The sequence below is a fragment of the Microbacterium meiriae genome (genome assembly GCF_032364335.1).
Classification (GTDB): Bacteria; Actinomycetota; Actinomycetes; order Actinomycetales; family Microbacteriaceae; genus Microbacterium; species Microbacterium meiriae.
Genome location: NZ_CP133984.1, coordinates 1,515,228 through 1,538,759, shown reverse-complemented (window position 1 = coordinate 1,538,759; position 23,532 = coordinate 1,515,228). Strand labels below are relative to the sequence as shown.

The following is a 23,532-nucleotide window of genomic DNA, read 5'->3' as shown; positions in this document are numbered from 1 at the left end:
CCGCCTCGGTCGCCCCGAAGGCGGTGTCATCGGCGCGATGTTCTCGTCACGGATGGACACATCGCGGCACCCCTGGTCCTCCGGCCGTACGCTCGACGTGTGTCCCCCGCACTCGCCCTCGCCGCCGTGGCCGCGCTTCTCGCACTCGCCACCCTCGTCGGTCTCGCGCTTCGTCGGCGTGAGGGTCGTCGACGCAACGGCGGCGACCTGAGGTTCGAGCCGGCGGATGCGGCGGGCGCAGCCTTCGGCGCGAGCGCGACCCTCGTGCAGTTCAGCACCGAGATGTGCACCCGGTGTCCGCAGGTGCGCCGGCTGCTCGGCGCGTACGCTGCCGAGACGACAGGGCTCGCACACATCGAGGTCGACCTCACGCACCGACCCGACCTCTCCGCCCGGTACCGGGTGTTGCAGACCCCCACCACGTTCCTCGTCGACGCCTCGGGTGTCGTCCGAGCCCGATTCGGGGGCGTGCCCGCCCGGGATGCCCTGGCCACAGCCGTCGCCACCCTCGTCTGAAGCGCAGTCTGGAGAACCCGATGACGACACCCGCTGGGATCGACCCGCGAGGCCCCCGTTTCGCCGCCGCGATCACCGCATTCCTCCTCGCCGTTGCGACGTTCCTCGCACTCATCGGCACCTCCACGACTCCCGCCGGCGCAGAGCGCGCCGGCTGGTTCGCCGTCCAGCCGCAGAGCGGCTCCGTCTTCGTACCGGGAGGCGCGTGGGCACTGCCCTCAGTAGAGCCCGTCGCGCGCGTGCTCGACCCGGGCTTCCTCCTTGCGACGCTGATCGCGCTGCTGTTCCTCTGGGGAGTGGTCTCGCCGGCCACCGCACCGTGGGGCGTGCTCTACCGCCGCCTCGTCCGTCCGCGCCTGGCGCCGCCCGTCGAACTGGAGGATCCCCGCCCCCCGCGGTTCGCCCAAGGCGTGGGCCTCGTCGTGGTGGGGCTCGGCCTCCTGCTCCACCTCGCCGGCGTGCCGTGGGCCCTTCCGATCGCCACCGCCGCAGCGTTCCTCGCCGCTTTCCTCAACGCCGTGTTCGCATTCTGTCTCGGCTGCCAGCTCTACCTCCTGCTGCAGCGCGTCGGGCTGACCGGGAGAACGCGCCGCACCGCGTGATCCCGGTTTCCGACGGCCGGGTCGCTCGGTAGGCTGGCGACCAAGCGACGCCGCTCCCCCGGTGGCGTCAGAACCGGAGGAACCATGCCCGTCACCAGTGAAGCCGCCGCCACCTGGACCGGATCGCTCATGGAGGGTTCCGGCACGGTCGCCTTCTCCTCCTCGCATCTGGGGACGTTCCCGATCGACTGGAAGTCCCGCAGCGAGGGCAGCGACACCACCACGACGCCGGAAGAGCTCATCGCCGCGGCCCACGCCTCCTGCTTCAGCATGGCGCTCTCGCACGCCCTCGCCGAGAACGGCACCCCGCCGGAGCGCGTCGACACCAGCGCCTCGGTCACTTTCAAGCCAGGCGTCGGCATCACCGGCAGCCACCTCAACGTCAACGCCACGGTTCCGGGTCTGACTCCGGAGAAGTTCCAGGAGATCGCCGAGGGCGCCAAGACCGGGTGCCCGGTGTCCCAGGCTCTCGCAGGCATCGAGATCACCCTCGAGGCGACGCTCGCCTGAGCTCCGTGGACGTCAGGCGCGGGACAGGCTGATCGCCTGCCGGATGCTCGCCCTGGCGTCCTTCCTGCGCCCCGCGGCATCCTGCACGACGCCGAGCCGGTAGCGCGCACGCCAGTCCGTGGGTGCCGCCTCCGCTTCCGCCGTGTAGCGCGCGACGAGCGCGTCCGCGTCCTTCCTGGCGATGCGGCCACTGGGCGTGAGCTCGGTCTCGACCGGCGGCATTCCGCCTTCGGCGTCGAGCAGACGCCCCAGACGATCCGCTCCGAAACCGAAGAGCATCTCGCGAACCAGGGCCCATCCGCCGACGGGGGCGAGCACGAGGAGGGTGACGCCCATCCCGATGGAGACCGGCGTCCCGACGGCCAGGAACATGACCGCGAGCCAGCCCGCGACCGCGAGGTACAGCAGGAGGGCCGCCGCCATCAGTGCGACCCCGATCCGCGACATCACGAGCGGATGCCGATGTCGAGCATGTTCTCCAGACCGACCACGACTCCGGACGCGGTGGCCGCATACGGCACGGCCAGCCGGATCCCCGGCGCGTAGGCCAGCGCCGGGTCGGTGGTGTCATGCGTGAACGTGAGCGACTCCCCCGGCCCGGACAGGATCACCTCCTGCTTCGCGATCACCCCGGGCCGCCGGAGGGAGTGGATGGGCACGCTGCCGACCTGCTGCCCCCGCGCGCGCTGATCCGCATGCGGGGCGCTGACGGGGCCTTGGGACGCCCTCGCGGCGGCGATCAACTCCGCCGTGCGGACGGCGGTACCGCTCGGGGAGTCGACCTTGGTCTCCCGATGCGCCTCGACGATCTCCGCGGAGCCGAAGTAGGGCGCGGCGGCCGCGGCGAGGGCCGAACCGAGCACGGAGCCGAGGGAGAAGTTGGGGATGAAGACCGCTCCGGTGTCAGCGGCCTCGACCAGCGGCCGCACGAGCGCGATCCGCTCGGCCGACCAGCCGGAGGTGGCGACGAGGATGTTGAGGCCGTGCTCGACGGCGGTGCGGACCACATCGATGCTGATCTGCGGAGTGGACGCGTCGATCACGAGGTCCGCTCCCGCGAGCTCCGAGAGGTCACTCGCCGAGGTCAGCACCCGGCTCACCTCGAAGCCTTCCAGCTCGCCGATCACCGCGCCGATGATCGTTCCGAGCTTTCCGGTCCCGCCGACGAGGGCTACCTTCGTGGTCATGCGTCCAGTCTATTTTCCGGGCGTCGAGCGGAGGCCGCGGCGCGCGGATACGGTGATCACACCAACAGCGCGTCGGGAATCCCCGTCCGCAACTCCATCGGGAGGTGGCCGGTGTCGTTGTGCGTGAGCAGGGTCCACGGCCGACCCTGCTTCTGGGCGATCACCGTCAGTCCGCAGTGCGACTGGTTCAGCGTCATCCACCGCCAGTCGGGTGCGGCGAGCACCTCGCGCACGAACCACGAGATCACGAAGTTGTGTGTGATGAGCACCTCGTGCACGTCTCCGGTCTTCCGCACGAGGAACTCGTTGACGGCGTCGGACATCTGGGCGCGACCGGCCTCGATCTCGGCTTCGGTCACCGAGCCGAAGAAGGGTTCGAACACCGCCGGGGTCTCCTCTGTCATCCCCGTGGGGACGCAGTCGAACAGCAGAGCGGACGGCGCGGGGTCCACGGACGGGAGGCGACCGGCGATCGATCGCGCCGTCTCGGCCGCGCGGAGCAGCGGCGAATGCCACACGGCGTCGAGCGGGAGCCCGGACAGCCGATCCGCGATCAGCTCCGCCTGCCGCTGGCCGCGCGGCGAAAGGGGTCCGTCGGCGAGACCGTGCTCGGCATCCTGATGTTCACCGTGTCTGACCAGATATATGTAGTGCGTCACAACTCGCTCGCTCGCCTCATCGCCAGCATCCGCCGGTCTTCCTCTTCCACCCTATGTCACGGGCAGCGGAAGCTCAGGCGCCCGCGCGGGTGAGGTCGGCCACCTGCGCCCGGGACAGCGTCACACCGGCGCCCTGCATGAGCTCGTCGACATGGTCGGTCGCGAATGTGTTCACGATCGGCGCGGCGACCGTGCGCTGCGCGAGCAGCCAGGCGATGGACACAGCGGCCACCGGCACTGCCAGTTCGGCGGCCACCTGATCCAGCGCGCGCAGCACCTTCGTACCGCGGCGGTTGAGATTCCCTCGCAACTGCTCTCCGCGGACGCCTCGTGACGCGAGCGCCTTGGTGCGGTGGCGCCCGGACAGGAACCCGTGCTCCAGCGCATGGGACGGCGTGACCGCGAGGTTCTGCGCGCCGGCCACGAGCCGCAGATCGCCTTCGAACGGCTGCCGCCGCACGAGGTTGTAGGGCGTGTCGATCACAGTGATCCGCGGGTACCCTGCGGACGCGAGGATGCGGGCCTCCACCAGCCGCTCCGGGGTGAAGCCGTACGCGCCGAGCGCGCCGATCTTCCCGGCCTCGACGAGCCACTCGACCGTGGCCAGCGTGTCTTCGAGGTTGGTGGTCGCATCCAGCGTGGCGTCCAGGTACAGCACGTCGATGCGCTCGACGCCGAGCCGGGTGAGCGACCCCTCGACGGCGCGGACGAGGTTGACCGACCCCAGACCGGGGTTGTCGGCATGCGCTCCGATGCGGACGCTGAGGACGACGCGCTCCCGTTGGTCGCGCGACCGCAGCCACTGCCCGAGGATGTGCTCGCTCCGACCGCCGGAGAATCCGTCCGCCGTATGGATGGCGTTGCCGCCGAACTCCACGTAGCGATCGAGGATGCCGTGGCTCGTCTCGAGATCGACGTTCCAGCCGAACTCCGCGGCGCCGAGCATCAACGGGAACGTCTCGTATCCGGTCTCGCCGATGGCGGTGCGGATGGACTCCCCCACACCGGGGCCGACGATGGGGATCGGGGCGGAGGGATGATCCTCGTGCTCGAGCGCGACGCGTTCCGCGTCGGGACCTGCGCCTACGCCGAACAACCGCATACTCTCACCCCCGCTGCGATCGGCTGGACCGATCGACATCACTGCTTCTCCGGCACCCCCCGGTGCGTACTTCGAGGGTATGCGACGTGCGCGAGCGTCCCGGCCAATCCGGGGAACGGCGCGCAAACTTCCCATAACGTTTCGATCACGGATCAGACGACGGAACCCGGGCCCCTCCCGACGGAGGGACCCGGGTTCCGTTCCGACCGTGTCCTACTCGGCGGCGGCGTCCTCGGCCGGAGCCTCGTCCGCGGCGGGTGCGTCGTCGAGCACGGGCTCGAGCGACAGCTTGCCGCGGTCGTCGATCTTCGTGATCTTGACGAGGATCTTCTGGCCGACGGAGAGCACGTCCTCGACGTTCTCCACACGCTTGCCACCGGCGAGCTTGCGCACCTCGGTGACGTGCAGCAGGCCGTCCTTGCCCGGCAGCAGCGAGATGAAGGCGCCGAAGGTGGCGATCTTCACGACGGTGCCGAGGAACTGCTCGCCGACCTCCGGGTTGGTCGGGTTGGCGATCGCGTTGACCTGGGCGCGGGCGGCCTCGGCCGAGGGGCCGTCGGTCGCGCCGATGTAGACGGTGCCGTCCTCCTCGATGGAGATCTGCGCACCGGTCTCGTCCTGGATCGCGTTGATCGTCTTGCCCTTCGGGCCGATCAGCTCACCGATCTTGTCGACCGGGATCTGGACGCTGATGACGCGCGGCGCGGTGGGCGCCATCTCGTCAGGCGCGTCGATCGCGGCGTTGAGGACGTTGAGGATGGTCAGACGAGCATCCTTGGCCTGGGTCAGCGCGCCCGCGAGCACCGACGACGGGATGCCGTCGAGCTTCGTGTCGAGCTGGATGGCGGTGACGAACTCGCTGGTACCGGCGACCTTGAAGTCCATGTCACCCAGCGCGTCCTCGGCACCCAGGATGTCGGTCAGCGCCGCGTAACGGGTCTCGCCGTTCACCTCGTCGGAGACCAGACCCATCGCGATGCCGGCGACGGGAGCGCGCAGCGGCACACCCGCGTTCAGCAGCGACAGGGTCGAGGCGCACACCGAACCCATCGACGTGGAGCCGTTGGAGCTGAGCGCCTCGGACACCTGACGGATCGCGTACGGGAACTCCTCGCGGCTCGGCAGCACCGGCACGAGCGCGCGCTCGGCGAGGAAGCCGTGCCCGATCTCGCGACGCTTCGGCGAACCCACGCGGCCGGTCTCACCGGTCGAGTAGGGCGGGAAGTTGTAGTGGTGCATGTAGCGCTTGCTCGTCGTGGGCGACAGCGAGTCGATCTGCTGCTCCATCTTGAGCATGTTCAGCGTGGTGACGCCCAGGATCTGGGTCTCGCCGCGCTGGAAGATCGCGGAGCCGTGCACGCGCGGGATGACCTGCACCTCGGCGTCGAGCGGACGGATGTCCGCCAGGCCGCGGCCGTCGATGCGGGTGCCCTCGGTGAGGATGCGACCGCGGACGATCTTCTTCGTGACGGACTTGTACGCCGCGGAGAACTCCAGCGGTGCCGCAGCCGGGAGCGAGCCCGCCTCGGTGGCCTCGATGAGCTCGGCCTTGACGCGATCCTTGATCGCGTCGTCGGCATTCTGACGCTCGCTCTTGTCCGCGATCTGGTACACGTCGCTCAGCTCGGCGAAGGCACGCTCGGACACGAAGTCATAGACCTCGTCGCTGTACGCGGGGAAGACCGGGTAGACGCCCGGCTCCTTCGACGCGGTGGCGGCGAGCTCGGCCTGCGCCTTGACGAGCTGGGCGATGAAGGGCTTCGAGGCCTCGAGGCCCTGGGCCACGATGGTCTCGTCGGGCTTGGTGGCGCCGGCCTTGATCAGGTTCCAGCTGCCCTCGGTCGCCTCGGCCTCGACCATCATGATCGCGACGTCTTCGGAGCCGTCGGCCTTGGTGACCACGCGACCGGCGACGATCAGGTCGAACACGGCCTCGGAGACCTGCTCGGCGGTCGGGAACGCGACCCACTGGTCCTCGTGCTGGCCGTGACCGGGGATGAACGCGAGGCGCACACCGGCGACGGGGCCCGAGAACGGCAGACCCGAGATCTGCGTCGACGCGGAGGCGGCGTTGATCGCGAGGGCGTCGTAGAACTCGCCCGGGGCGATCGAGAGGACCGTGATGACGATCTGGACCTCGTTGCGCAGACCGTCGACGAACGACGGACGCAGCGGACGGTCGATCAGACGGCAGACCAGGATCGCCTCGGTCGAGGGGCGACCCTCACGACGGAAGAACGAGCCGGGGATCTTGCCGGCGGCGTAGGAGCGCTCCTCGACGTCGACCGTCAGCGGGAAGAAGTCGAAGCCCTCACGCGGGTGCTTGCCCGCGCTCGTGGCCGAGAGCAGCATGGTCTCGCCGTCCAGGTAGGCGGCGACGGCGCCCTGAGCCTGCTGCGCGAGGCGGCCGGTCTCGAAGCGGATGGTGCGGGTGCCGAAGCGGCCGTTGTCGAGAACGGCCTCGGTGGCGGTGATTTCAGGACCTTCCAAGAGGTCTCTCCTTCTTTGTTTAGACTCGCGAATCCGTGTGACGCGCGAGCATGTTCAAAGGAGCGGAACGGAAGGGTTCGGGCGCGCGGGCACTCCCGCGAATCTCGCCTGCGCTGGCCACCAGTAGAAAGCCACCCGACGTGTGCCGAGGAACCCACCACAGGGGACCAGCTTCTCCGCCGATCGCTCCATGAGTCGATATGAAATTGTCGGATGACCGGGGTCACCCTCGACCACACTACCAGCGTGCGCCCTCAGTCCCGAGGGTTCCTCACGCGGTTCGGTCACGACACCGCACCGTCACCCGACGTTCACCGCGCGTCCGCCGGGGCGAGGGACGGGTCGGCTGTGCTGGACGCATGCGGATGTCGGTGATCGGTTGCGGGTATCTGGGAGCGGTGCACGCTGCGGCGATGGCCTCGCTCGGTCACGACGTCGTGGGCGTCGATGTGGACGAGCGCAAGGTGGCCGACCTCGCCGCAGGCGCCGCGCCCTTCTTCGAGCCGGGCCTCGACGAGCTCCTCGACGCGGGGCTGCGATCCGGGCGGTTGCGCTTCGCCTCGGATGCGGCGGCCGCTTCCGGGGCGGATGTGCACTTCCTCGCCGTCGGCACGCCGCAGTCCGCCTCCGGTCCCGCGGCCGACCTCCGCTACATCGACGCGGCGATCGACGGGCTGCTCCCCCACCTGCGGCCGGGCGCGGTGGTGGCCGGGAAGTCGACGGTCCCCGTGGGCACGGCCGCGCGCCTCGCCCGTCGGATCGCACAGACCGGGGCGACGCTCGCCTGGAACCCCGAGTTCCTCCGGGAAGGCTGGGCCGTCCACGACACGCTCACCCCCGACCGCCTGGTGGTGGGGGCCGATGACACCCCGGATGGTGCCGCCGCCGTCGACCTGCTCCGCCGCGTATACGCCGCGGCGATCGATGCGGGCTCCCCGTTCCTGGTCACGGACCTCGCCACCGCGGAGCTCGTCAAGGGTGCCGCCAACGCTTTCCTCGCGACGAAGATCTCCTTCATCAACGCCATGGCTGAGGTCGCCGAAGCGGCCGGTGCCGACGTCACCCTCCTCGCCGAAGCCCTCGGCCACGACTCACGCATCGGCCGCCGCTATCTCGGCTCCGGGATCGGGTTCGGAGGCGGCTGCCTCCCGAAGGACATCCGCGCGTTCGCCGCCCGCGCCGAGGAGCTCGGCCGCGGCGAGGCCGTCGCCTTCCTGCACGAGGTGGACGCCATCAATCTCCGCCGGCGTGATCGCGCCGTGCGTCTGGTCGTCGATGCCCTGGACGGCCTGGTCTTCGGGCGGAGGATCGCCGTGCTCGGCGCGGCCTTCAAACCCTTCAGCGACGACGTCCGCGATTCTCCCGCGCTGGAGGTGGCCGTGCGGCTGCGCGGACTCGGCGCGGATGTCGTGGTGACGGACCCGGCGGCGATCGAGAACGCCCGTGCGCGGCATCCGCAGCTCGGATACACGTCGTCCAGGGATGAGGCCCTGCGGGACGCGGACGCCGTCGTCGTCGTCACGGAGTGGGACGAGTACCGCCGCGAGCTCAGTCCGCAGCACGCCGGCGGGCTCGTGCGGGGCCGGATCGTGATCGACGGACGGAACTGTCTGGACGCCGCCGCCTGGCGAGCCGCCGGCTGGACGTACCGCGGGATGGGGCGACGCTGAGGGCTGCCGTCCCTCAGACCACGCTGGCGTCACGCTCGACGGAGGAGCGTCCGACGTAGACGTAGTCGTCGTGCTTCGCCCGACGGCCGTCTCCCGCGGCACGGCCGTGGAGTCGCCGCCACACCCACGGCAGCGCGTGCCGCCGCCACCAGGCCGCGCGGCCGATCGGCTCGTTCTCGTGCAGGGCCGCATCCAGCAGTCCGAGCGCGTCCGCGTGCGGCACCCCGAGCACCTCGGCGACCCGATAGGCGAGGAAGCGGTGTCCGCGACTGCTGAGGTGCACCAGGTCCTCACCCCAGTGCTGCCGCTCCGCCAGCACCGGATGCAGATCCGTGTCGATGAGGATCGCACCGGTCCGCGCCGCGATCCCCGCGAGGGCCGTGGCGAAGGCGGAGAAGCGCCGGGTGTACAGCGCCGCCGCGCGTCGGTCCGGGAGGAACGGGGTGACCAGGACCACGTCGGCGCCGGTCGCGCGCACTCGCCGCACGGCGGCCTCCAGACTCGCGGCGAGCGCCGGCACGGCGGCACGGTGCTTCACGAGATCGTTGGCGCCCACCAGCACGGTGACCAGATCGGGTCGGAGCTCCAGTGCGCGCTCCAGTTGCGGGCCGCACACGTCGGCCACGCGCTTCGAGCGGACCGCGAGGTTGGCGTAGTGGAGGCCGCCCCGCGCGGCGAGGAGCAGGGCGAGCCGGTCCGCCCACCCGCGGAGTGCACCGTCCGGCCCGGGGTCGCACAGTCCCTCGGTCAAGGAGTCACCGAGCGCGACCACTCGCCGCCACCGTCGCGACGGGGCGGGCGCGGCCGGTTCCGGTCGGAAGAGGCGGCGAGCGCGCAGACGGCTGTCCACGGCGTGCAGCGCCCGCGCCTCCTCGAAGTGCCCCAGGAGCTGATCCCCGAGGTGTTCCCAGCTTCGTCCCTGCACAGCGCTCCAGCCCGCGTGCCCGAACGCTCGGCGGGTCTGCTCGTCCCCGGCGAGAGCGGTCACGCGTCGGCGGAGGTCGGCGAGGTCCCCGGGGCGGTAGAGCCAGCCGTCCACGCCGGCCCTCACCAGATCGAGCGGCCCTCCGCGACCGGTGGCGACCACGGGCACCCCGCTCGCGTGGGCCTCCTGCAGCGTCTGGCCGAACGTCTCGCTCTCTCCCGGATGCACGAACACGTCGAAGGAGGCCAGCGCGGTGGCGAGCGCATCCCCGTCGAGCCTCCCGAGGAACAGAGCGTCGGGAAGCTGTTCCTGCAGCCGGTCCCGCCGTGGCCCGTCGCCGACGATGACCAGACGGGCGCCGGGGATGCCGTGCAGCGCGGCGAGATCCTCCACCTGCTTCTCGGCGGCGAGGCGTCCGACGTAGCCGATGACGATCTCCGCTCCCCATTCCGCTCGGAGCGCGTCGCTGCGCCGGGAGGGGTGGAAGCGCTCCGCGTCCACCCCTCTCCCCCAAGATCGGAGTCGGTCGACGCCGAGGTGACCCAGCTGCTGCGCGGATTCGGTGGACGGCGCGAGCGTGAGGGTCGCTCGCCGGTGGAGCCGTGCGATGTGGGCGTGAGCCATACCGGTCGTCGCGGCGACGCGATACCTCTCCGTGTATGCGGCCACATCGGTCTGGTAGGCCGCGACCGTCCCGATGCCGCCGCGTTCTGCGGCGAGCAGCCCGCGCCACCCGAGGGCGAACGGCGACGCGAGGTGGACGACATCGGGGCGGAAGCGGCCGAGCTCCGTTCCGATCCGACGGGTCGTCGCCGCGCCGACGCGGACATCCCGGTATCCGGGAAGCGGCACGCTGCGGATCGCCGTGACGGGGGCACCGTGCAACCGCTCCGGGATGCCCGTGGCGGCGGGAGCGAGCACACAGGCCTCGTGCCCTCGGCGCTCCAGATGGCGGAGGATCTGCATCACGGATCCGGTCACGCCGTTCATGTGCGGAAGGAAGGACTCGGTGACGATCGCGACTCTCACCCCCTCAGGATGACGGTGCACCTCGCCCCCGCTGCGAGAAACCGGCGCCGAGCACCGGATGTTCACCGGATGCTGGATCACGGGTCACCGGCTATCCGCGCGTTGGTTCCCGTTCACCGTCTCAGGGCAGGGTGGCGGGGTGTCGACAGACCTGCTCGCTGACGTCCTCGCCGGTCCCTGGAGCCTGGCCGCGATGAGCCTGCTCGTGCTCGGGGACGCGTTCTTCGTCGTCGTCCCCGGGGAGATCGCCGTGACAGCCCTCGGCGCGGTCGCGATGACGACCGGAACGCCCGCGCTCTGGGCGGTGGTGCTCTGCGCGGCGGCGGCAGCAGCGCTCGGTGACACCTGCTGCTATCTGATCGGGTGCGTCGTCGGCACCGAGCGCTGGGGCTGGATGAGAGGCCGCCGCATGCGGCAGGCCCTCGGCTGGGCACGCGACCGGCTGGACCGCGGCACGGCCACGGTGCTGTTCACCGCTCGTTTCGTCCCGTTCGCCCGGCTTGCCGTGAACCTCGTGGCGGGCGCCTCCCGGATCCACCCGCCCCGCTATCTGGCTCTCGTGACGCTCGCCGCGACCGGATGGGCGGCATACCAGGCCGCCATCGGCGCGCTCGTCGCCGCGGTGCTGCCCGGCGGCCCCCTCGTCGCGGTCCCGGTGTCGGTCGCCCTGGCCGTCGGTATCGGGCTCGGGGTCGACCGGCTCACGCGAGGGCGGGAGCGGTGACACTCGCCGCTGCTCCTGCCGTGCCCTAGGCTCGGGAGCATGAGCACCGAAGAAGGCGCCGGCTCCTCCTCGGAGGACATGAAGCGCAAGTTCAAGGAAGCGCTCGAGAAGAAGAACGCGCACCACCGGCAGGGCGAGGCCCACCTCGACGGCGATTCCGCCGTGCACGCCGCCAACGCCCCACAGACGCGGCGCGAGTTCCGACGCAAGAGCGGTTGACCGTGCGGATGCGGGAGCCGGTCCACGGCTCCCGCATCCCTCTCCGCAGACACGGACATGCCCCGCGCCGAAAGGCACGGGGCATGTCGCTCTCGAGAGGCTCCCTGTCATTCTCCGGCGAGACCGCCGAGCATGTGGCCGAACGAGCGCCCCTCACCCAGGTAGGTCGCGGGATCGAAAGGGTCGACGACGGTGGCAGCCTCCCGGCGCGCGACCGCCTCGGCGAGTTCCCTCGCCCCCTTCTCGACGCGCTTCGCCAACGGTGCGACATCGTCTCCGGCGCCGCCCCAGTCGCTCGACGCCGCGAAGACCCCTGTGGAGACGGCCTCGGCGTGCAGGTAGGCGAACAGCGGACGGATCGCGTAGTCGATCGCGAGCGAGTGCCGCGGTGTCCCCGCGTTCGCCCCGATCAGCACGGGCTTCCCCGTGAGCGCGTCCGGGTCGAGCACATCGATGAACGACTTGAACAACCCGGAGTAGCTCGTGGAGAAGATCGGCGTCACCGCGATCAGCGCGTCGGCCGAGACGACGGTGTTGATCGCCGTCTCGAGTGCAGGCGGCGCGAAGCCGGCCAGCATGTTGTTCGTGATGTCATGCGCGTGGTCGCGTAGCTCGATCACGTCGACCGTGGCCTCGATGTCGCGCTCCGCGAGCGCCTTCACGGTCTCCGCTGCCAGTCGGTCGGCGAGCATCCGGGTGGACGACGGGTTGGAGAGACCCGCCGAGACGACGGCGATGCGACGCGTGGTCATGTCAGGCCTCCTTCCGGCCGAGTCCGAACGCGGCTCCCGCGGGAGCCGGCGTGTCCTGGTAGGGCGAGTCCCCGGTAAGGTTGTCGCCGCGGTTCGCGCCGGGACGCGCCTGCCGGGTCGGTCCGTTTCCGTAGGTCGCCTGCACGCGCGCGGCGTGGGTCGGCGCGTCGGGCACCGTGGACGGGCGGTCCTTCGCCAGCTCCTTGCGGAGCACCGGCACGACCTCGGAACCGAGGATGTCCAGCTGCTCGAGCACCGTCTTCAGAGGCAGGCCGGCGTGGTCGATGAGGAACAGCTGACGCTGGTAGTCGCCGTAGTGCTCCCGCATCGCCGCATAGCGGTCGATCACCTGCTGCGGCGATCCCACGGTGAGCGGGGTCATCTCGGTGAAGTCCTCCATGCTGGGACCGTGACCGTAGACCGGGGCGTTGTCGAAGTACGGGCGGAACTGGTTCACCGCGTCCTGCGACTTCGCCGCCATGAACACCTGGCCGCCGAGACCGACGATCGCCTGCTCCCGCGTGCCGTGACCGTAGTGCTCGAAGCGCTGACGGTACAGCTCGATGAGGCGCTGGTAGTGCTCCTTCGGCCAGAAGATGTTGTTCGCGAAGAACCCGTCACCGTAGTAGGCGGCCTGCTCGGCGATCTCCGGTGTGCGGATGGAGCCGTGCCACACGAACGGCGCGATGCCGTCGAGGGGACGCGGGGTCGAGGTGAAGCCCTGCAGCGGGGTGCGGAACTTGCCCTCCCAGTCCACGACGTCCTCGCGCCACAGCTTGTGCAGGAGCGCGTAGTTCTCGATCGCCAGCGGAAGCCCCTGGCGGATGTCCTGGCCGAACCAGGGGTACACCGGACCGGTGTTGCCACGACCGAGCATGAGGTCCATGCGGCCGTCCGAGACGTGCTGCAGCATCGCGTACTCCTCCGCGATGCGCACCGGGTCGTTCGTCGTGATCAGCGTCGTCGAGGTCGAGACAATGAGCCGCTCGGTCTGTGCGGCGAGCGCGGCGAGGAACGTGGTGGGACTGGACGACCAGAACGGCGGGTTGTGGTGCTCGCCGATCGCGAAGACGTCGAGTCCGACCTCCTCGGCATGCGTCGCGATGGCCAGCGTCGCCTTGATCCGCTCCTGCTCGCTGGGGGTGACTCCCGTGGTGGGGTCGCGGGTGATGTCGCTGACCGACATGATGCCGAACTGCATCGCCTGCGCGCCTGACTGCTCGCTCATGATTGCTCCGTGTTCTCCGAATCGGATGCTCGACATCCGGTTCTATTCATTTGAATGTAATTGGGTCAACGCGTGCAGGGCAACTTTATTCCCGGCCGGTAGCCTCGGAGAATGAGCACCACCGGAGTCGGGACGACGGGGTCCAGCACATGGCCGGTCGACCGCAAACGCCGACGCGTGCCCTTCTGGGACAACGCGCGGTACGCCTGCATCGTCCTCGTGGTCCTGGGGCACGCGATCCAGCGCCTCATCTACGACTCGGACATCGCCTTCGCCCTCTACCTGGCGCTCTACGCGTTCCACATGCCGGCGTTCGCCATCATCTCGGGCTACTTCTCCAAGTCGGGCTCCCCCACCCGGACGCAGATGGCCCGCGTCATCACCGACATCATCCTCCCCTACGTCATCTTCGAGGCGCTCTGGACGCTCACCAAGTGGCTCGTGGAGGGAGAGACCACCCCGAACCCGACGCAGCCCAGCTGGACGCTCTGGTTCCTGCTCGCCCTCGGGATCTTCCGCCTCGTCCTCCCCTACCTCGCCCTGCTGCGCTGGCCGTTGCTGTGGACGGTGGTCATCTCCGTCGGCGCGGGGTATCTCCCGAACGTCGACAGCACCTTCTCGCTCTCGCGCACCCTGGGCCTGCTGCCCTTCTTCGCCCTCGGCTGGTGGCTCAGGGAGCGGAACATCGTCGACCGCCTGCACCTCCTCGACTTCCGACCGTGGTGGGTCCGGATCACCGCCGTCGCCGTCCTCGGCACCGCCGGGTGGGCTGCGTGGAACTGGCTCCCCGTCTGGCAGGCCACCGATCTGCGGCATTGGCTGTTCTACGAGGCCTCCTACTCCGACCTCGTCGGGGACCAGTGGTGGGCCGGCGGCATCCGTTTCGCGCTCCTGCTCCTCGCCGTCGTCCTCTGCGCCGCGTTCTTCGTCCTCATCCCCCGCGGGTCCTACTGGTGGACCACCTTCGGCCAGTACACGATGTACGTCTACCTCCTCCACTCCTTCGTGCTCTACCCGTTCCGCGAGAGCGGCGTGCTGCGCGACCTCGAGCCGACCTGGTTCTGGCTCCCTGCGGTCACGGCGCTCTCGGTGGTCCTCGCACTGCTGCTCGCGACCACGCCCGTGCGGCGGGTGTTCCGTCCGCTCGTGGAGCCGCGGCCGCGGTGGCTGTTCGCCGATCCCGAGCTCGCGTCGCGGGAAGGCCGCCGCAACGATCCGACCGGATCCCGGCGTCCGCGATGACGCCGGGGCACCGGGTCGCGGCCGCCGCGACGGACGTCAGGGACCGGCTCGTCGCCATCGCCGACTCCCAGGGTTTCGCCGCGCACGGGCTCCACGTGCGCATCGGCGAGGACACCGCAGGTCACCGCTGGGCGCCCGACGTCCGGGAGGACGTGCACTCGATCGCGAAGGGCGTCTGCGTGCTGGCCACGGCCCTCGCCGCCGACGACGGACTGATCCGCCTGGACGACACCGTCGCCACGCTCCTGCCGGACCACGAACTCGGCGACGGCGTCGCTCAGGTCACCCTGCGTCACCTGCTGTCGATGTCGAGCGGCATCGACCTGCCGTGGTCCGAGACGCTGATGACGGACTGGCCGGATCTCGCCCACGAGTTCCTGCGACGGCCCTCGCGCGGCCGCGTGTTCCAGTACTCCAATGCGAGCACCTACACGGCCATGACGGCCCTCGCGACCCGCGTCGGCGACGTCGGGGACTACCTCTCGGCTCGCCTCTTCACCCCTCTCGGCATCGAGGACGTGACGTGGTCGCGATGCCCGAACGGCCGCATCGAGGCGGGTGGTGGCCTGCCGCTCCGCACCGAGGAGGTCGCGCGCCTGGGACTGCTCATCCGCGATCGCGGCTCCTGGCAGGGGCGTCGACTGGTCGCTCCGGAGTGGATCGACGCCATGCACGAGGACGGCGTCGTCGCGGGATCCAACCCCGGCTACGACCGTTATGCGCTCGCGGGGTGGCAGGGTCCGGGGCGGGCGTGGCGGCTGCACGGGGCCCACGGCCAGCTGCTGCTGTTCCTCGGCGACGCGGTGGTGACGGTGACCGCTCACGATCACGCCGGAGCGGATACGTTCGCCGCCGCCGCCGTCGACGTCCTCGAAGAGGTCGCCGCCGGCTGAACCCAGCTCAGGCGAACAACTCCGCGCCGATGTACGAGCCCGGTCGCGCTCCCGGCGGGATGGCCCAGATGCCTGAGCCCACGTGACGGATGTACTCGTTGAGACGGTCGGTCGACAGTCGGCGCTGCAGGCTGATGAACTGGGCGGGATCACGCTGGTAGGACAGGAAGAACAGCCCGGCGTCGAGTCGCCCGAGGGCGTTGTTGCCGTCGACGTAGTTGTACCCGCGGCGCAGGATGCGGATGCCGTCGTTCTGCTCCGGGTGGGCGAGCCGGACGTGACTGTTCGCATCGATCTTCGTGCCGCGGAAGTCCGGGGCCGTGAACTCGTCACCGCCGGAGAGCGGCGCCCCCACACCTTTGTCCCGTCCGATGATCGTGTCCTGCTCGGCCAGCCGCACCCGGTCCCAGGTCTCGATGAGCATGGCGATCTTCCGCGCGACGAGGTACGAACCGCCGGCCATCCAGGACGGCTCGTCGTCGGTCGAGACCCAGACGTGGTCCGCGAGCGCCGTGGCGTCGTCGGCGAGGATGTTGGCCGTGCCGTCCTTGAAGCCGAAGAGGTTGCGCGGCGTCGCCTGGCCGGCCGTGGTACGAGAGGTCTTACCGAATCCGAGCTGCGACCAGCGCAGGCGCGCCCGCCCGAACGCGATGCGGCTGAGGTTGCGGATCGCGTGAACCGCGACCTGGGGGTCGTCGGCACAGGCCTGGATGCACAGGTCGCCGTGCGACGCCTCGGGATCGAGGTCGTCCCCGAGGAAGGCCGGAAGCCGCTCGAGACCGGGTGGCCGCTGAGCGGCGAGACCGTAGCGATCGCCGTCATCGTTCTCGAACAGTCCAGGACCGAACCCGAACGTGAGGGTCAGACCCGCGGCGGGGAGCCCCAGCGCCTCCCCCGTGTCATCCGGGGGCGCTTCGGCGGGACCGTTCACCGCGCCGCTCGCACTCACCTCCAGGCCCTGCGTCATCCGCGCCGCGGCGTACGACCAGTCCTGCAACAGGGAGATGAGGTCGTCCCGGTCGGTGCGGGGCATCATGTCGAAGCTCGCGAAGTGCAGGTGGTCCTGCACGGGCGTCGTGATGCCCGCCTGGTGCGCGCCGAAGAACTCGTACCGCGACTCGGCCTCCTCCGCGGCTCGTGCGCGTCCGAGCGCCACGCCGCCGGCCGTCCCGGCCCCGAGGCCGACGGCCAGGCCCGCGACCCCGCCGCCGACGGCCAGCCCGAGCAGCCCGCGGCGGCTGAGACCGCCGCCGGAGGGCGCAGTAGGCACCCCCGCTGATGCCTCGTGGGCCTCCGGTTCCGACTCGTTCACGTCCATGCCTGCCCGTGCACCGTCGTCAGTCGAGCACCGTGCCGGTGAGCTGCGAGAGCGGCTCCGCCAGGGCGTTGATGAGATCGGTGAACTCCCGCTTGTCCGCTTCGGTCAGCTCGCCGTACCCCACGAAGCCCTCTGCGAGCGAGCCGTGCGCGGCGAGGGACTCCTCGAGGGCGGTGTATCCGGTCTCGATCTCGGAGACGAGGGCCTCGCCGTCGTCTCCCTGCGCCGCGGCGAAGCCCTGCACCAGCGAGAAGGCCATCTTGGAGCCCTCGACGTTCGCGGCGAAGTCGAAGAGATCCGTGCCGGACCACCAGTCCTCCTCGCCGGAGATCTTGCCGGTGGCCACCTCGTCGAGCAGGGCGATCGCGCCGTTGGAGATGCCGCCGATCCCCTGGTCGTCCAGTGCGGTGGTGAAGTCGTCCGAGTGCACGTAGTCGTACAGCTCCTGCACGTCGGCCAGGAGCAGGTCGCCGTAATCGGCGCGCTCCGCGGGCGTGGACGGCGCCCAGTCCTGCCATGCCGGGGTCTCTCCGTCGGCGTTCAGCGCGTCCTCCGCCGGCACCCAGAGGTCCTTCTCGATGCGGTGGAAGCCGGTCCAGTCCAGGCCCTCGGCCACCGCATCGACCTCTCGATAGTCGATCCGCGGGTCGAGGTCCCCGAGCGCCTCGGCGACGGGCTCGATGCGCTCGTAGAACGCCCTCGTCTGTGGGAAGAGCGTGCGGGCGGTCTCGTCGTCGCCGGACTCGTAGGCGGCCACGAGGTCTTCCACGGCCGGCACGAGCTGCCCGACCTGATCCTTCACGAACGCCCGGTAGAGATCGACGGCCTTCTGCTTCTGCTCGGCGTCGGGGCCGTCCACCGCCACGCGGTCTCCGGTCACCGTGAACGAGGCCCGGCCGACACCGTCGCCGACCATGCCCGGCTTGCAGAGCGTGAAGTACTCGCCCGGCTGGGCGACCACCGTGAGGGTGCGGGACGCAGCCGGGGCGATGTTCTCGACCTCGCCGACGATCCGCAGACCGTCCTCGGCCAGCAGGTAGAACTCGGAGACCTGGTCGGTGTCGTTCTTCACATCGAACGTGAGCGTCCCGCTCTTCGCGGTGGACGCGGAGACGGCGCAGTCCGTGGCGGTGGATGAGACGTCGAACGCCGCCGTCGCCTGGGCATCGCTCTTCGCGACGCAGCCGCTGAGGAGGAGGACGGCGGTGCCCGCGGCGGCTGCCGCGGCGAGGACCCGGTGCGAGGTGATCATGCTGCTCCTTGCTGTGTGAGGGAGGACGTCGAGGTGGCGGCGGAGGCGCCGCGCGTCGAGGGGCGTGCCGAGCGGAGGCCGCGGAGGTAGAGCCCGCCCACGACGAGGATGTAGAGGCCCCAGGCGAGCACCTGCAGCCAGGTCATGGCGGGCATGAAGCCGACCGTGGCCTGCAGGACGGAGGCCAGCGCGCCGCCGGGAGCGATCGCCGCCGACACGTCGAACGCCCAGCCGAACGGGAAGCCGGCCGCGCCCACGGCGACGGCGCCGGTGACCGGGTCGAGCGGAGCGGCGGCGGTGAAGGGACCGGGAAGTGCTCCCGCCTCCTGCAGATCCATCAGGGCGTAGGCGAGGACACCGGCCGCGACGATCACGAGGAAGCCGCCGGTCCAGGCGAAGAAGCGCCGCAGGTCGAGTCGCAGCGCCCCGCGGGAGATGAGCCAGCCGAGCAGGACGGCCACGGAGAGTCCCAGGAGCGCGCCGAGGAGGGCCGAGGGGGCATCGCCGAAAGACTGCACCATCGACCACAGCAGCAGCGTCGTCTCGATCCCCTCCCGGGCGACGGAGACGAAGCCGATCGCGATGAGCGCCCAGAGACCGCCCACCGTCAGCGCGCGGTCGATGCCGCCCTCGAGGGTCGCCTTCATGGTGCGGCCGGCACGCTGCATCCAGAAGATCATCCACGTCACCATCGCCACCGCGACGAGGGACAGCCCGCCGCCGATCAGCTCCTGCGCCTGGAACGTGAGTTCGTAGGCCCCGAAGGTGAGGATCGCGCCGATGCCCAGAGCGAGGGCGACCGCAAGGCCGACCCCGGTCCACATCTTCGGCAGCGCGTCACGGCGACCGAGACGGCGGAGGTAAGCGACGAGGATGCCGACGACGAGCGCGGCTTCGAGACCCTCGCGGAGTCCGATGAGGAAGGTGGCGAGCACGGGAGACACTCTCTGGCAGGCGACTGAGGTAAGGCATCCCTTACCGACGAGACTCTAGCACCGTGATCGGCGCCCGCCCGACACCGGCCACCGAAGTAATGGAATGCAACAGAGCATCCTCGGGCCTCATCCGCGACATAGCCTCGGTCCATGGCTGAACTCTCGCTCCCCATCCTCGACCTGTCCCAGCTCGACGACGGCCCCGAGGCCGCGGCGCGTTTCCGCGACGACCTCCGCGCGGCCACGCACGATGTCGGCTTCTTCTACCTGACCGGCACCGGCATCTCTCCCGAACTGGAAGCGCGGCTGCATCAGGCCGCCCTCGACTTCTTCGCTCTGCCGGAGGAGGACAAGCTCGCGATCGAGAACGTCAACAGCCCGCACTTCCGCGGCTACACCCGGATCGGCGGGGAGCGGACGCAGGGCAAGGTCGACTGGCGCGAGCAGATCGACATCGGCCCCGAACGCGAGCCGGTCGAAGGGGGCCCCGCCTTCAACCGCCTCACCGGACCGAACCTCTGGCCCGCCGCGCAGCCGGAGCTCAAGGAGGTCGTCACGGAGTGGCACGACACCCTCACGGAGATCGCCCGCAAGCTCCTGCGCGCCTGGGCCCTCACCCTCGGTGCGGAGGAGACCTACTTCGACGAGCCGTTCCGCGATCCGTCCACCCTGATCAAGATCGTGCGATACCCGGGAACGAACGAGCCGGAACCGCAGCAGGGCGTCGGTGCGCACAAGGATTCCGGCGTGCTGACGCTGCTCTGGGTGGAGCCGGGCAAGGGCGGACTCCAGGTCGAGCGTGACGGCGAGTGGGTGTCGGCTCCCCCGGTGCCGGGCGCCTTCGTCGTCAACATCGGCGAGCTGCTCGAGTACGCCACCGGCGGCTACCTCAAGGCGACGAACCACCGGGTGATCTCGCCACGGGCGCCGGAGGAGCGCATCTCGATTCCGTTCTTCTTCAACCCGGCGCTCGATCAGCAGCTCCCGTTGCTCGAGCTCCCTGCCGACCTCGCCGCCGAGGCGACCGGAGTCACCGAGGACCCGAGCAATCCGATCCACGCGACCTACGGCGAGAACGCCATGAAGTCTCGACTGCGCGCACACCCCGACGTGGCGGCCATCCACCACCCTGATCTCGTGGGTGCCACCGCCTGACGGGATCCGCGACGTCCGGACATGACGAAGGCCGCCCCACACCGTGGGGCGGCCTTCTCAAGAATGTTCTGCGCGATTGAACGCTGGGTCCGTGGTGCCTTATCGGCGAAGACCAAGGCGTGCGATCAGCGAGCGGTAACGCTCGATGTCGACGCTCTGGAGGTAGCCGAGCAGACGACGGCGCTGACCCACGAGCAGGAACAGACCACGACGCGAGTGGTGGTCGTGCTTGTGCTCCTTCAGGTGCTCGGTGAGGTCCTTGATGCGCTGCGTCAGCATCGCGGCCTGCACCTCGGGGGATCCGGTGTCACCGGGGTGCGTCGCGTACTCTTCGATGATCGCCTTCTTGACGTCTGCTTCCAGTGCCATAGATTCGATCCCCTCTCTGCTTGTTGCGCGGCGCCCGACGCCTGATGCGTGAGCTCTCTTTATCCGCGGCCGATCGAACGGCAACCTGACGAGTCTACCAGCCCGGACGACCACGGCGGGACACGGCGCCGGGGACGAGGCGCGTGGGGTCAACTAGGCTCGGGATGTGCAGAAGAAGACCGCCCTGTGAGCTCCCGACGCGGCCATCTGATCGACCTGACTCCGCTGAAGGCGAGCCCGGCCTTCGCCCGGATGTGGATCGGCTCGACACTCGCCGGCATCGGCGGTCAGCTCACCATCGTGACCGTGATGCTGCATGTGTTCGATCTGACCGCGAGCACGTTCGCCGTCTCGATGATCGCCGTCGCGGGCCTCCTCCCGATGATCCTCGCCGGCCTCTACGGCGGGATGCTCGCCGACGCGTTCGACCGGCGGCGGGTCGCGCTCATCGCCGCCACCGTGACCTTCGCCTCCACGGGGCTGCTCGCGGCGCTCACCTGGACCGGCACGGAGACGATCTGGTGGCTGTACGCGCTGAGCATCGTGAACTCGGCGGCGAACTCCGTCGGCATGGCCACGCGGACCGCGATCGTCCCCCGGCTCATCCCCCGCAGCATGCTCGCGGCCGCGTCCGCGCTCAACGGCGTCGCGTTCGGGCTCACGGTCATGGCGGGTCCGGCCCTCGCCGGGCTCCTGGTGGCGCTCACCGGATACGGCTGGACGTACACGATCGACGTCGTGCTCATGCTGTCGATGTTCCTCGGCCTGTGGACGCTCCCCGCCCTGCGACCCGAAGGCGACATCGTGCGCCCCGGCCTCGCCTCGCTCGTCGACGGCTGGCGCTTCCTCCGCCGCGCGGGCAACATCCGGATGCAGTACGTCATGGACATCATCGCGATGACGTTCGGACAGCCGCTCGTGCTCTTCCCGGCACTCGGCACGGTCATCCTCGGCGGCGGGGCCTTCACCACCGGCATCCTCACGGCGGCGGTCGCCGTCGGCACCTTCTCCTCGAGCCTGTTCTCCGGGCGCGTGGTGCAGTACCGGTGGCACGGCCGCGGCATCGCCCGCGCGGTGGAGGCCTACGGCGCCGCCATCGCCTTGTTCGGCCTCGTCCTCCTGATCGGCGCGTTCTCCGCGACGCCTGCCGGAGAGGACCGACCGCACGTCGCACTGATCGTCGCCGCCTGCGTGGCGCTGGCCCTCTCCGGCGCGTCGGACAACGTCAGCTCGATCTACCGCAACACCATGATGCAGGCGGCGGTGCCGGATGCCATGCGCGGACGCCTGCAGGGCCTGTTCGTCGTGGTGGTGACCGGCGGTCCCCGTGTCGGCGCCCTCTACGCCGGGACGCTCGCGACGCTGACGTCACTGTGGTTCCCGCCGCTGCTCGGCGGGATCATCGTGATCGCCCTCGTCGCGGTCCTCGCCCGGCGGCATCCTCGTTTCCGCGACTACGACGCAGAGAACCCCGAGCCCTGACGGGCCCGGGGTTCACAGAGTCTGCGCGTCAGTCCTGCTGCAGCGCACCCTGGAGGTCGAGCGTGATCGTGACGTCCTTGCCGACGAGCACGCCGCCGGTCTCCAGCGCGGCGTTCCAGGTGAGGCCGAAGTCCTCGCGGTTGATGACGGTCTTGGCGGAGGCGCCGGCCTTGTAGTTGCCCCACGGGTCGCTGCCGAAGCCGCCGAAGTCGAGCTCGAAGGTGACCGGCTTCGTGATGCCGCGGATGGTGAGGTCGCCGTCGACGAGGAAGTCGCCGCCCTCGACGCGGGCGCCGGTCGAGACGAACTCCATGGTCGGGAAGTTCTCGGTGTCGAAGAAGTCGGCGGAGCGGAGGTGCTGGTCGCGACCCTCGTCCTTGGTGTCGACGGAGGTCACGTCGACGGAGGCCTCGACCTTGGCTTCGAGGGGGTTCTCCGGAGCCACGAGCGTCGCGCTCTTCACACCGAAGGTGCCGCGCACCTTCGAGATCATCATGTGGCGGACGCTGAACGTCACCTCGCTGTGGGACGGGTCGAGGACCCAGGTGCCGGGGCGGTAACCGGGGATGTCGATGCTGCTCATGATTGCTCCTCAGGAGACGTCGGCCGCGGCGGCGGCGAAGGGATGGCACCGCGATCGTCCGCGGCACCCTTCCGACAACATACATTCACTCGCATGTATTCCCGTGACGATCAGAAATGTCTCGACATGCAGAAGCGCCCCGCACCACGGGGTGCAGGGCGCTTCGGAGCGACGACGTCAGCCGACGGCGACGAGATCGATGATGAAGATCAGCGTCTTGCCGGAGAGGAAGTGTCCTCCCCCGGCCGGGCCGTACGCGAGGTGCGGCGGGATGATCAGCTCGCGGCGGCCACCGACCTTCATTCCGGGGATGCCGTCCTGCCAGCCCTGGATCAGGCCGCGGAGCGGGAACTGGATGGTCTCCCCGCGACCCCACGACGAGTCGAACTCCTCGCCGGACTCGAACTCCACACCGGCGTAGTGGACGGTCACGGTGTCGCCGGGCTTGGCCTCGGCGCCGTCACCCTCGATGATGTCGCGGATGACCAGTTCTGCGGGGGCAGGGCCGGTCGGGGCGTCGAACTCGGGCTTTGTGCGATCAGTCATGGCTCCATCCAACCCGACCGTCGCGCGGCCGGTCAACGCGACGGCACCTGCTCACAGCGAACACCTCGCCGAGGGACTCCGCTCCGAAGTCCCCCGGGGCTCTTGACAGTTCGCGGGACGCGGGTGCACCCTGGTGGCAGATCA

The 23,532-nt window shown here is 70.0% G+C and carries 24 protein-coding genes; 10 read left to right on the top strand and 14 right to left on the bottom strand.

Going from position 1 to position 23,532, the window contains the following annotated elements:
• Positions 1-99: 99 nt before the first annotated feature.
• From RI211_RS07265 to RI211_RS07255, 3 genes are all read left to right on the top strand, one after another.
• Positions 100-516, top strand: a complete 417-nt coding sequence (locus RI211_RS07265) for a TlpA family protein disulfide reductase (protein WP_187663882.1) — start codon at positions 100-102, stop codon at positions 514-516.
• A gap of 20 nt (positions 517-536) precedes the next feature.
• Positions 537-1,118, top strand: coding sequence for a DUF4395 family protein (locus RI211_RS07260; protein ID WP_315637011.1), 582 nt, complete (start codon positions 537-539; stop codon positions 1,116-1,118).
• An 84-nt stretch (positions 1,119-1,202) separates the two neighbouring features.
• Positions 1,203-1,628, top strand: a complete 426-nt coding sequence (locus RI211_RS07255) for an OsmC family protein (RefSeq protein WP_259953991.1) — start codon at positions 1,203-1,205, stop codon at positions 1,626-1,628.
• A gap of 12 nt (positions 1,629-1,640) precedes the next feature.
• Here the strand turns inward: RI211_RS07255 and RI211_RS07250 are convergent, their stop codons facing one another.
• The 5 genes from RI211_RS07250 to RI211_RS07230 all read right to left on the bottom strand — a co-directional run bounded on the left by RI211_RS07250 (position 1,641) and on the right by RI211_RS07230 (position 7,066).
• Positions 1,641-2,075, bottom strand: a complete 435-nt coding sequence (locus tag RI211_RS07250) for a tetratricopeptide repeat protein (RefSeq protein ID WP_187663879.1) — start codon at positions 2,073-2,075, stop codon at positions 1,641-1,643.
• Positions 2,075-2,815 (bottom strand): 4-hydroxy-tetrahydrodipicolinate reductase, encoded by a 741-nt coding sequence (gene dapB, locus RI211_RS07245; RefSeq protein ID WP_187663878.1) that lies wholly within the window; start codon positions 2,813-2,815, stop codon positions 2,075-2,077. The genes RI211_RS07250 and dapB overlap by 1 nt, the downstream gene beginning before the upstream one ends.
• Positions 2,816-2,871: 56 nt before the next feature.
• Positions 2,872-3,474, bottom strand: coding sequence for a histidine phosphatase family protein (locus RI211_RS07240; protein ID WP_187663877.1), 603 nt, complete (start codon positions 3,472-3,474; stop codon positions 2,872-2,874).
• Positions 3,475-3,547: 73 nt separating this feature from the next.
• Positions 3,548-4,576 carry an aldo/keto reductase gene (locus RI211_RS07235; protein ID WP_187664141.1) on the bottom strand — a complete coding sequence of 343 codons (1,029 nt, stop codon included), beginning with the start codon at positions 4,574-4,576 and terminating at the stop codon, positions 3,548-3,550.
• 213 nt (positions 4,577-4,789) lie between these two features.
• A complete protein-coding gene (locus RI211_RS07230; RefSeq protein ID WP_259953993.1) occupies positions 4,790-7,066 on the bottom strand; it encodes a polyribonucleotide nucleotidyltransferase in 2,277 nt (758 codons plus the stop codon).
• 359 nt (positions 7,067-7,425) lie between these two features.
• On the opposite strand from RI211_RS07230, the gene RI211_RS07225 reads away from it, so the two are divergent.
• A complete protein-coding gene (locus tag RI211_RS07225) occupies positions 7,426-8,736 on the top strand; it encodes a UDP-glucose dehydrogenase family protein (protein WP_315637012.1) in 1,311 nt (436 codons plus the stop codon).
• A 13-nt stretch (positions 8,737-8,749) separates the two neighbouring features.
• Here the strand turns inward: RI211_RS07225 and RI211_RS07220 are convergent, their stop codons facing one another.
• Positions 8,750-10,690 (bottom strand): GDSL-type esterase/lipase family protein, encoded by a 1,941-nt coding sequence (locus RI211_RS07220; RefSeq protein ID WP_315637013.1) that lies wholly within the window; start codon positions 10,688-10,690, stop codon positions 8,750-8,752.
• A gap of 139 nt (positions 10,691-10,829) precedes the next feature.
• Between RI211_RS07220 and RI211_RS07215 the strand changes: the two genes are divergently transcribed.
• On the top strand, positions 10,830-11,414 hold the full coding sequence (locus RI211_RS07215; protein ID WP_259953995.1) for a DedA family protein: 585 nt from the start codon (positions 10,830-10,832) through the stop codon (positions 11,412-11,414).
• Positions 11,415-11,453: 39 nt separating this feature from the next.
• Positions 11,454-11,633: a DUF5302 domain-containing protein gene (locus tag RI211_RS07210; RefSeq protein ID WP_136052140.1), complete on the top strand. Its 180-nt coding sequence runs from the start codon at positions 11,454-11,456 to the stop codon at positions 11,631-11,633.
• 107 nt (positions 11,634-11,740) lie between these two features.
• Here the strand turns inward: RI211_RS07210 and RI211_RS07205 are convergent, their stop codons facing one another.
• Together RI211_RS07205 and RI211_RS07200 are read right to left on the bottom strand one after the other, a co-directional pair.
• Positions 11,741-12,385: an FMN reductase gene (locus RI211_RS07205; protein ID WP_315637014.1), complete on the bottom strand. Its 645-nt coding sequence runs from the start codon at positions 12,383-12,385 to the stop codon at positions 11,741-11,743.
• Position 12,386: 1 nt separating this feature from the next.
• Positions 12,387-13,613 carry an LLM class flavin-dependent oxidoreductase gene (locus RI211_RS07200; RefSeq protein WP_280566044.1) on the bottom strand — a complete coding sequence of 409 codons (1,227 nt, stop codon included), beginning with the start codon at positions 13,611-13,613 and terminating at the stop codon, positions 12,387-12,389.
• Between the two features lie 111 nt (positions 13,614-13,724).
• On the opposite strand from RI211_RS07200, the gene RI211_RS07195 reads away from it, so the two are divergent.
• Both RI211_RS07195 and RI211_RS07190 read left to right on the top strand, forming a co-directional pair.
• The gene (locus RI211_RS07195) at positions 13,725-14,855 is read left to right on the top strand and encodes an acyltransferase family protein (protein ID WP_315637015.1); all 1,131 of its coding nucleotides are present in this window, start codon (positions 13,725-13,727) and stop codon (positions 14,853-14,855) included.
• Positions 14,852-15,748: a serine hydrolase domain-containing protein gene (locus RI211_RS07190; protein WP_315637016.1), complete on the top strand. Its 897-nt coding sequence runs from the start codon at positions 14,852-14,854 to the stop codon at positions 15,746-15,748. The genes RI211_RS07195 and RI211_RS07190 overlap by 4 nt, the downstream gene beginning before the upstream one ends.
• A 7-nt stretch (positions 15,749-15,755) precedes the next feature.
• Here the strand turns inward: RI211_RS07190 and efeB are convergent, their stop codons facing one another.
• Genes efeB through efeU form a run of 3 tightly spaced genes read right to left on the bottom strand, consistent with a single transcriptional unit; the run spans position 15,756 to position 19,253 of the window.
• Positions 15,756-17,066 (bottom strand): iron uptake transporter deferrochelatase/peroxidase subunit, encoded by a 1,311-nt coding sequence (efeB, locus tag RI211_RS07185; protein ID WP_315714769.1) that lies wholly within the window; start codon positions 17,064-17,066, stop codon positions 15,756-15,758.
• 19 nt (positions 17,067-17,085) lie between these two features.
• Entirely contained in the window at positions 17,086-18,318 is a 1,233-nt protein-coding gene (gene efeO, locus RI211_RS07180) for an iron uptake system protein EfeO (protein WP_315637017.1), read from the bottom strand.
• Positions 18,315-19,253, bottom strand: a complete 939-nt coding sequence (gene efeU, locus RI211_RS07175) for an iron uptake transporter permease EfeU (RefSeq protein ID WP_315637018.1) — start codon at positions 19,251-19,253, stop codon at positions 18,315-18,317. Before efeU ends, efeO begins: the two co-directional genes overlap by 4 nt.
• Before the next feature lie 150 nt (positions 19,254-19,403).
• On the opposite strand from efeU, the gene RI211_RS07170 reads away from it, so the two are divergent.
• Complete coding sequence (locus RI211_RS07170; protein ID WP_315637019.1) at positions 19,404-20,408, top strand: isopenicillin N synthase family dioxygenase; 1,005 nt, start codon at positions 19,404-19,406, stop codon at positions 20,406-20,408.
• Positions 20,409-20,507: 99 nt separating this feature from the next.
• On the opposite strand, the gene rpsO is transcribed toward RI211_RS07170, so the two are convergent.
• Complete coding sequence (rpsO, locus tag RI211_RS07165; protein WP_017203073.1) at positions 20,508-20,777, bottom strand: 30S ribosomal protein S15; 270 nt, start codon at positions 20,775-20,777, stop codon at positions 20,508-20,510.
• 186 nt (positions 20,778-20,963) lie between these two features.
• Between rpsO and RI211_RS07160 the strand changes: the two genes are divergently transcribed.
• Positions 20,964-22,259 (top strand): MFS transporter, encoded by a 1,296-nt coding sequence (locus tag RI211_RS07160; RefSeq protein ID WP_187663863.1) that lies wholly within the window; start codon positions 20,964-20,966, stop codon positions 22,257-22,259.
• Between the two features lie 28 nt (positions 22,260-22,287).
• Here RI211_RS07160 and RI211_RS07155 read toward each other — a convergent pair whose 3' ends face one another.
• Together RI211_RS07155 and RI211_RS07150 are read right to left on the bottom strand one after the other, a co-directional pair.
• Complete coding sequence (locus RI211_RS07155) at positions 22,288-22,842, bottom strand: YceI family protein (RefSeq protein WP_187663862.1); 555 nt, start codon at positions 22,840-22,842, stop codon at positions 22,288-22,290.
• A gap of 177 nt (positions 22,843-23,019) precedes the next feature.
• Positions 23,020-23,388 carry an FKBP-type peptidyl-prolyl cis-trans isomerase gene (locus RI211_RS07150; RefSeq protein WP_025103196.1) on the bottom strand — a complete coding sequence of 123 codons (369 nt, stop codon included), beginning with the start codon at positions 23,386-23,388 and terminating at the stop codon, positions 23,020-23,022.
• Positions 23,389-23,532 lie beyond the last annotated feature (144 nt).

Coding starts and splice junctions, on each gene's coding strand:
- RI211_RS07255 (WP_259953991.1), top strand. CDS start 1,203: ATGCCCGTCACCAGTGAAGCCGCCGCCACCTGGACCGGATCGCTCATG.
- RI211_RS07225 (WP_315637012.1), top strand. CDS start 7,426: ATGCGGATGTCGGTGATCGGTTGCGGGTATCTGGGAGCGGTGCACGCT.
- RI211_RS07155 (WP_187663862.1), bottom strand. CDS start 22,842: ATGAGCAGCATCGACATCCCCGGTTACCGCCCCGGCACCTGGGTCCTC.
- RI211_RS07195 (WP_315637015.1), top strand. CDS start 13,725: ATGAGCACCACCGGAGTCGGGACGACGGGGTCCAGCACATGGCCGGTC.
- RI211_RS07235 (WP_187664141.1), bottom strand. CDS start 4,576: ATGCGGTTGTTCGGCGTAGGCGCAGGTCCCGACGCGGAACGCGTCGCG.
- RI211_RS07200 (WP_280566044.1), bottom strand. CDS start 13,613: ATGAGCGAGCAGTCAGGCGCGCAGGCGATGCAGTTCGGCATCATGTCG.
- RI211_RS07260 (WP_315637011.1), top strand. CDS start 537: ATGACGACACCCGCTGGGATCGACCCGCGAGGCCCCCGTTTCGCCGCC.
- efeB (WP_315714769.1), bottom strand. CDS start 17,066: ATGGACGTGAACGAGTCGGAACCGGAGGCCCACGAGGCATCAGCGGGG.
- RI211_RS07190 (WP_315637016.1), top strand. CDS start 14,852: ATGACGCCGGGGCACCGGGTCGCGGCCGCCGCGACGGACGTCAGGGAC.
- efeO (WP_315637017.1), bottom strand. CDS start 18,318: ATGATCACCTCGCACCGGGTCCTCGCCGCGGCAGCCGCCGCGGGCACC.
- rpsO (WP_017203073.1), bottom strand. CDS start 20,777: ATGGCACTGGAAGCAGACGTCAAGAAGGCGATCATCGAAGAGTACGCG.
- dapB (WP_187663878.1), bottom strand. CDS start 2,815: ATGACCACGAAGGTAGCCCTCGTCGGCGGGACCGGAAAGCTCGGAACG.
- RI211_RS07250 (WP_187663879.1), bottom strand. CDS start 2,075: ATGTCGCGGATCGGGGTCGCACTGATGGCGGCGGCCCTCCTGCTGTAC.
- RI211_RS07210 (WP_136052140.1), top strand. CDS start 11,454: ATGAGCACCGAAGAAGGCGCCGGCTCCTCCTCGGAGGACATGAAGCGC.
- RI211_RS07205 (WP_315637014.1), bottom strand. CDS start 12,385: ATGACCACGCGTCGCATCGCCGTCGTCTCGGCGGGTCTCTCCAACCCG.
- RI211_RS07150 (WP_025103196.1), bottom strand. CDS start 23,388: ATGACTGATCGCACAAAGCCCGAGTTCGACGCCCCGACCGGCCCTGCC.
- RI211_RS07170 (WP_315637019.1), top strand. CDS start 19,404: ATGGCTGAACTCTCGCTCCCCATCCTCGACCTGTCCCAGCTCGACGAC.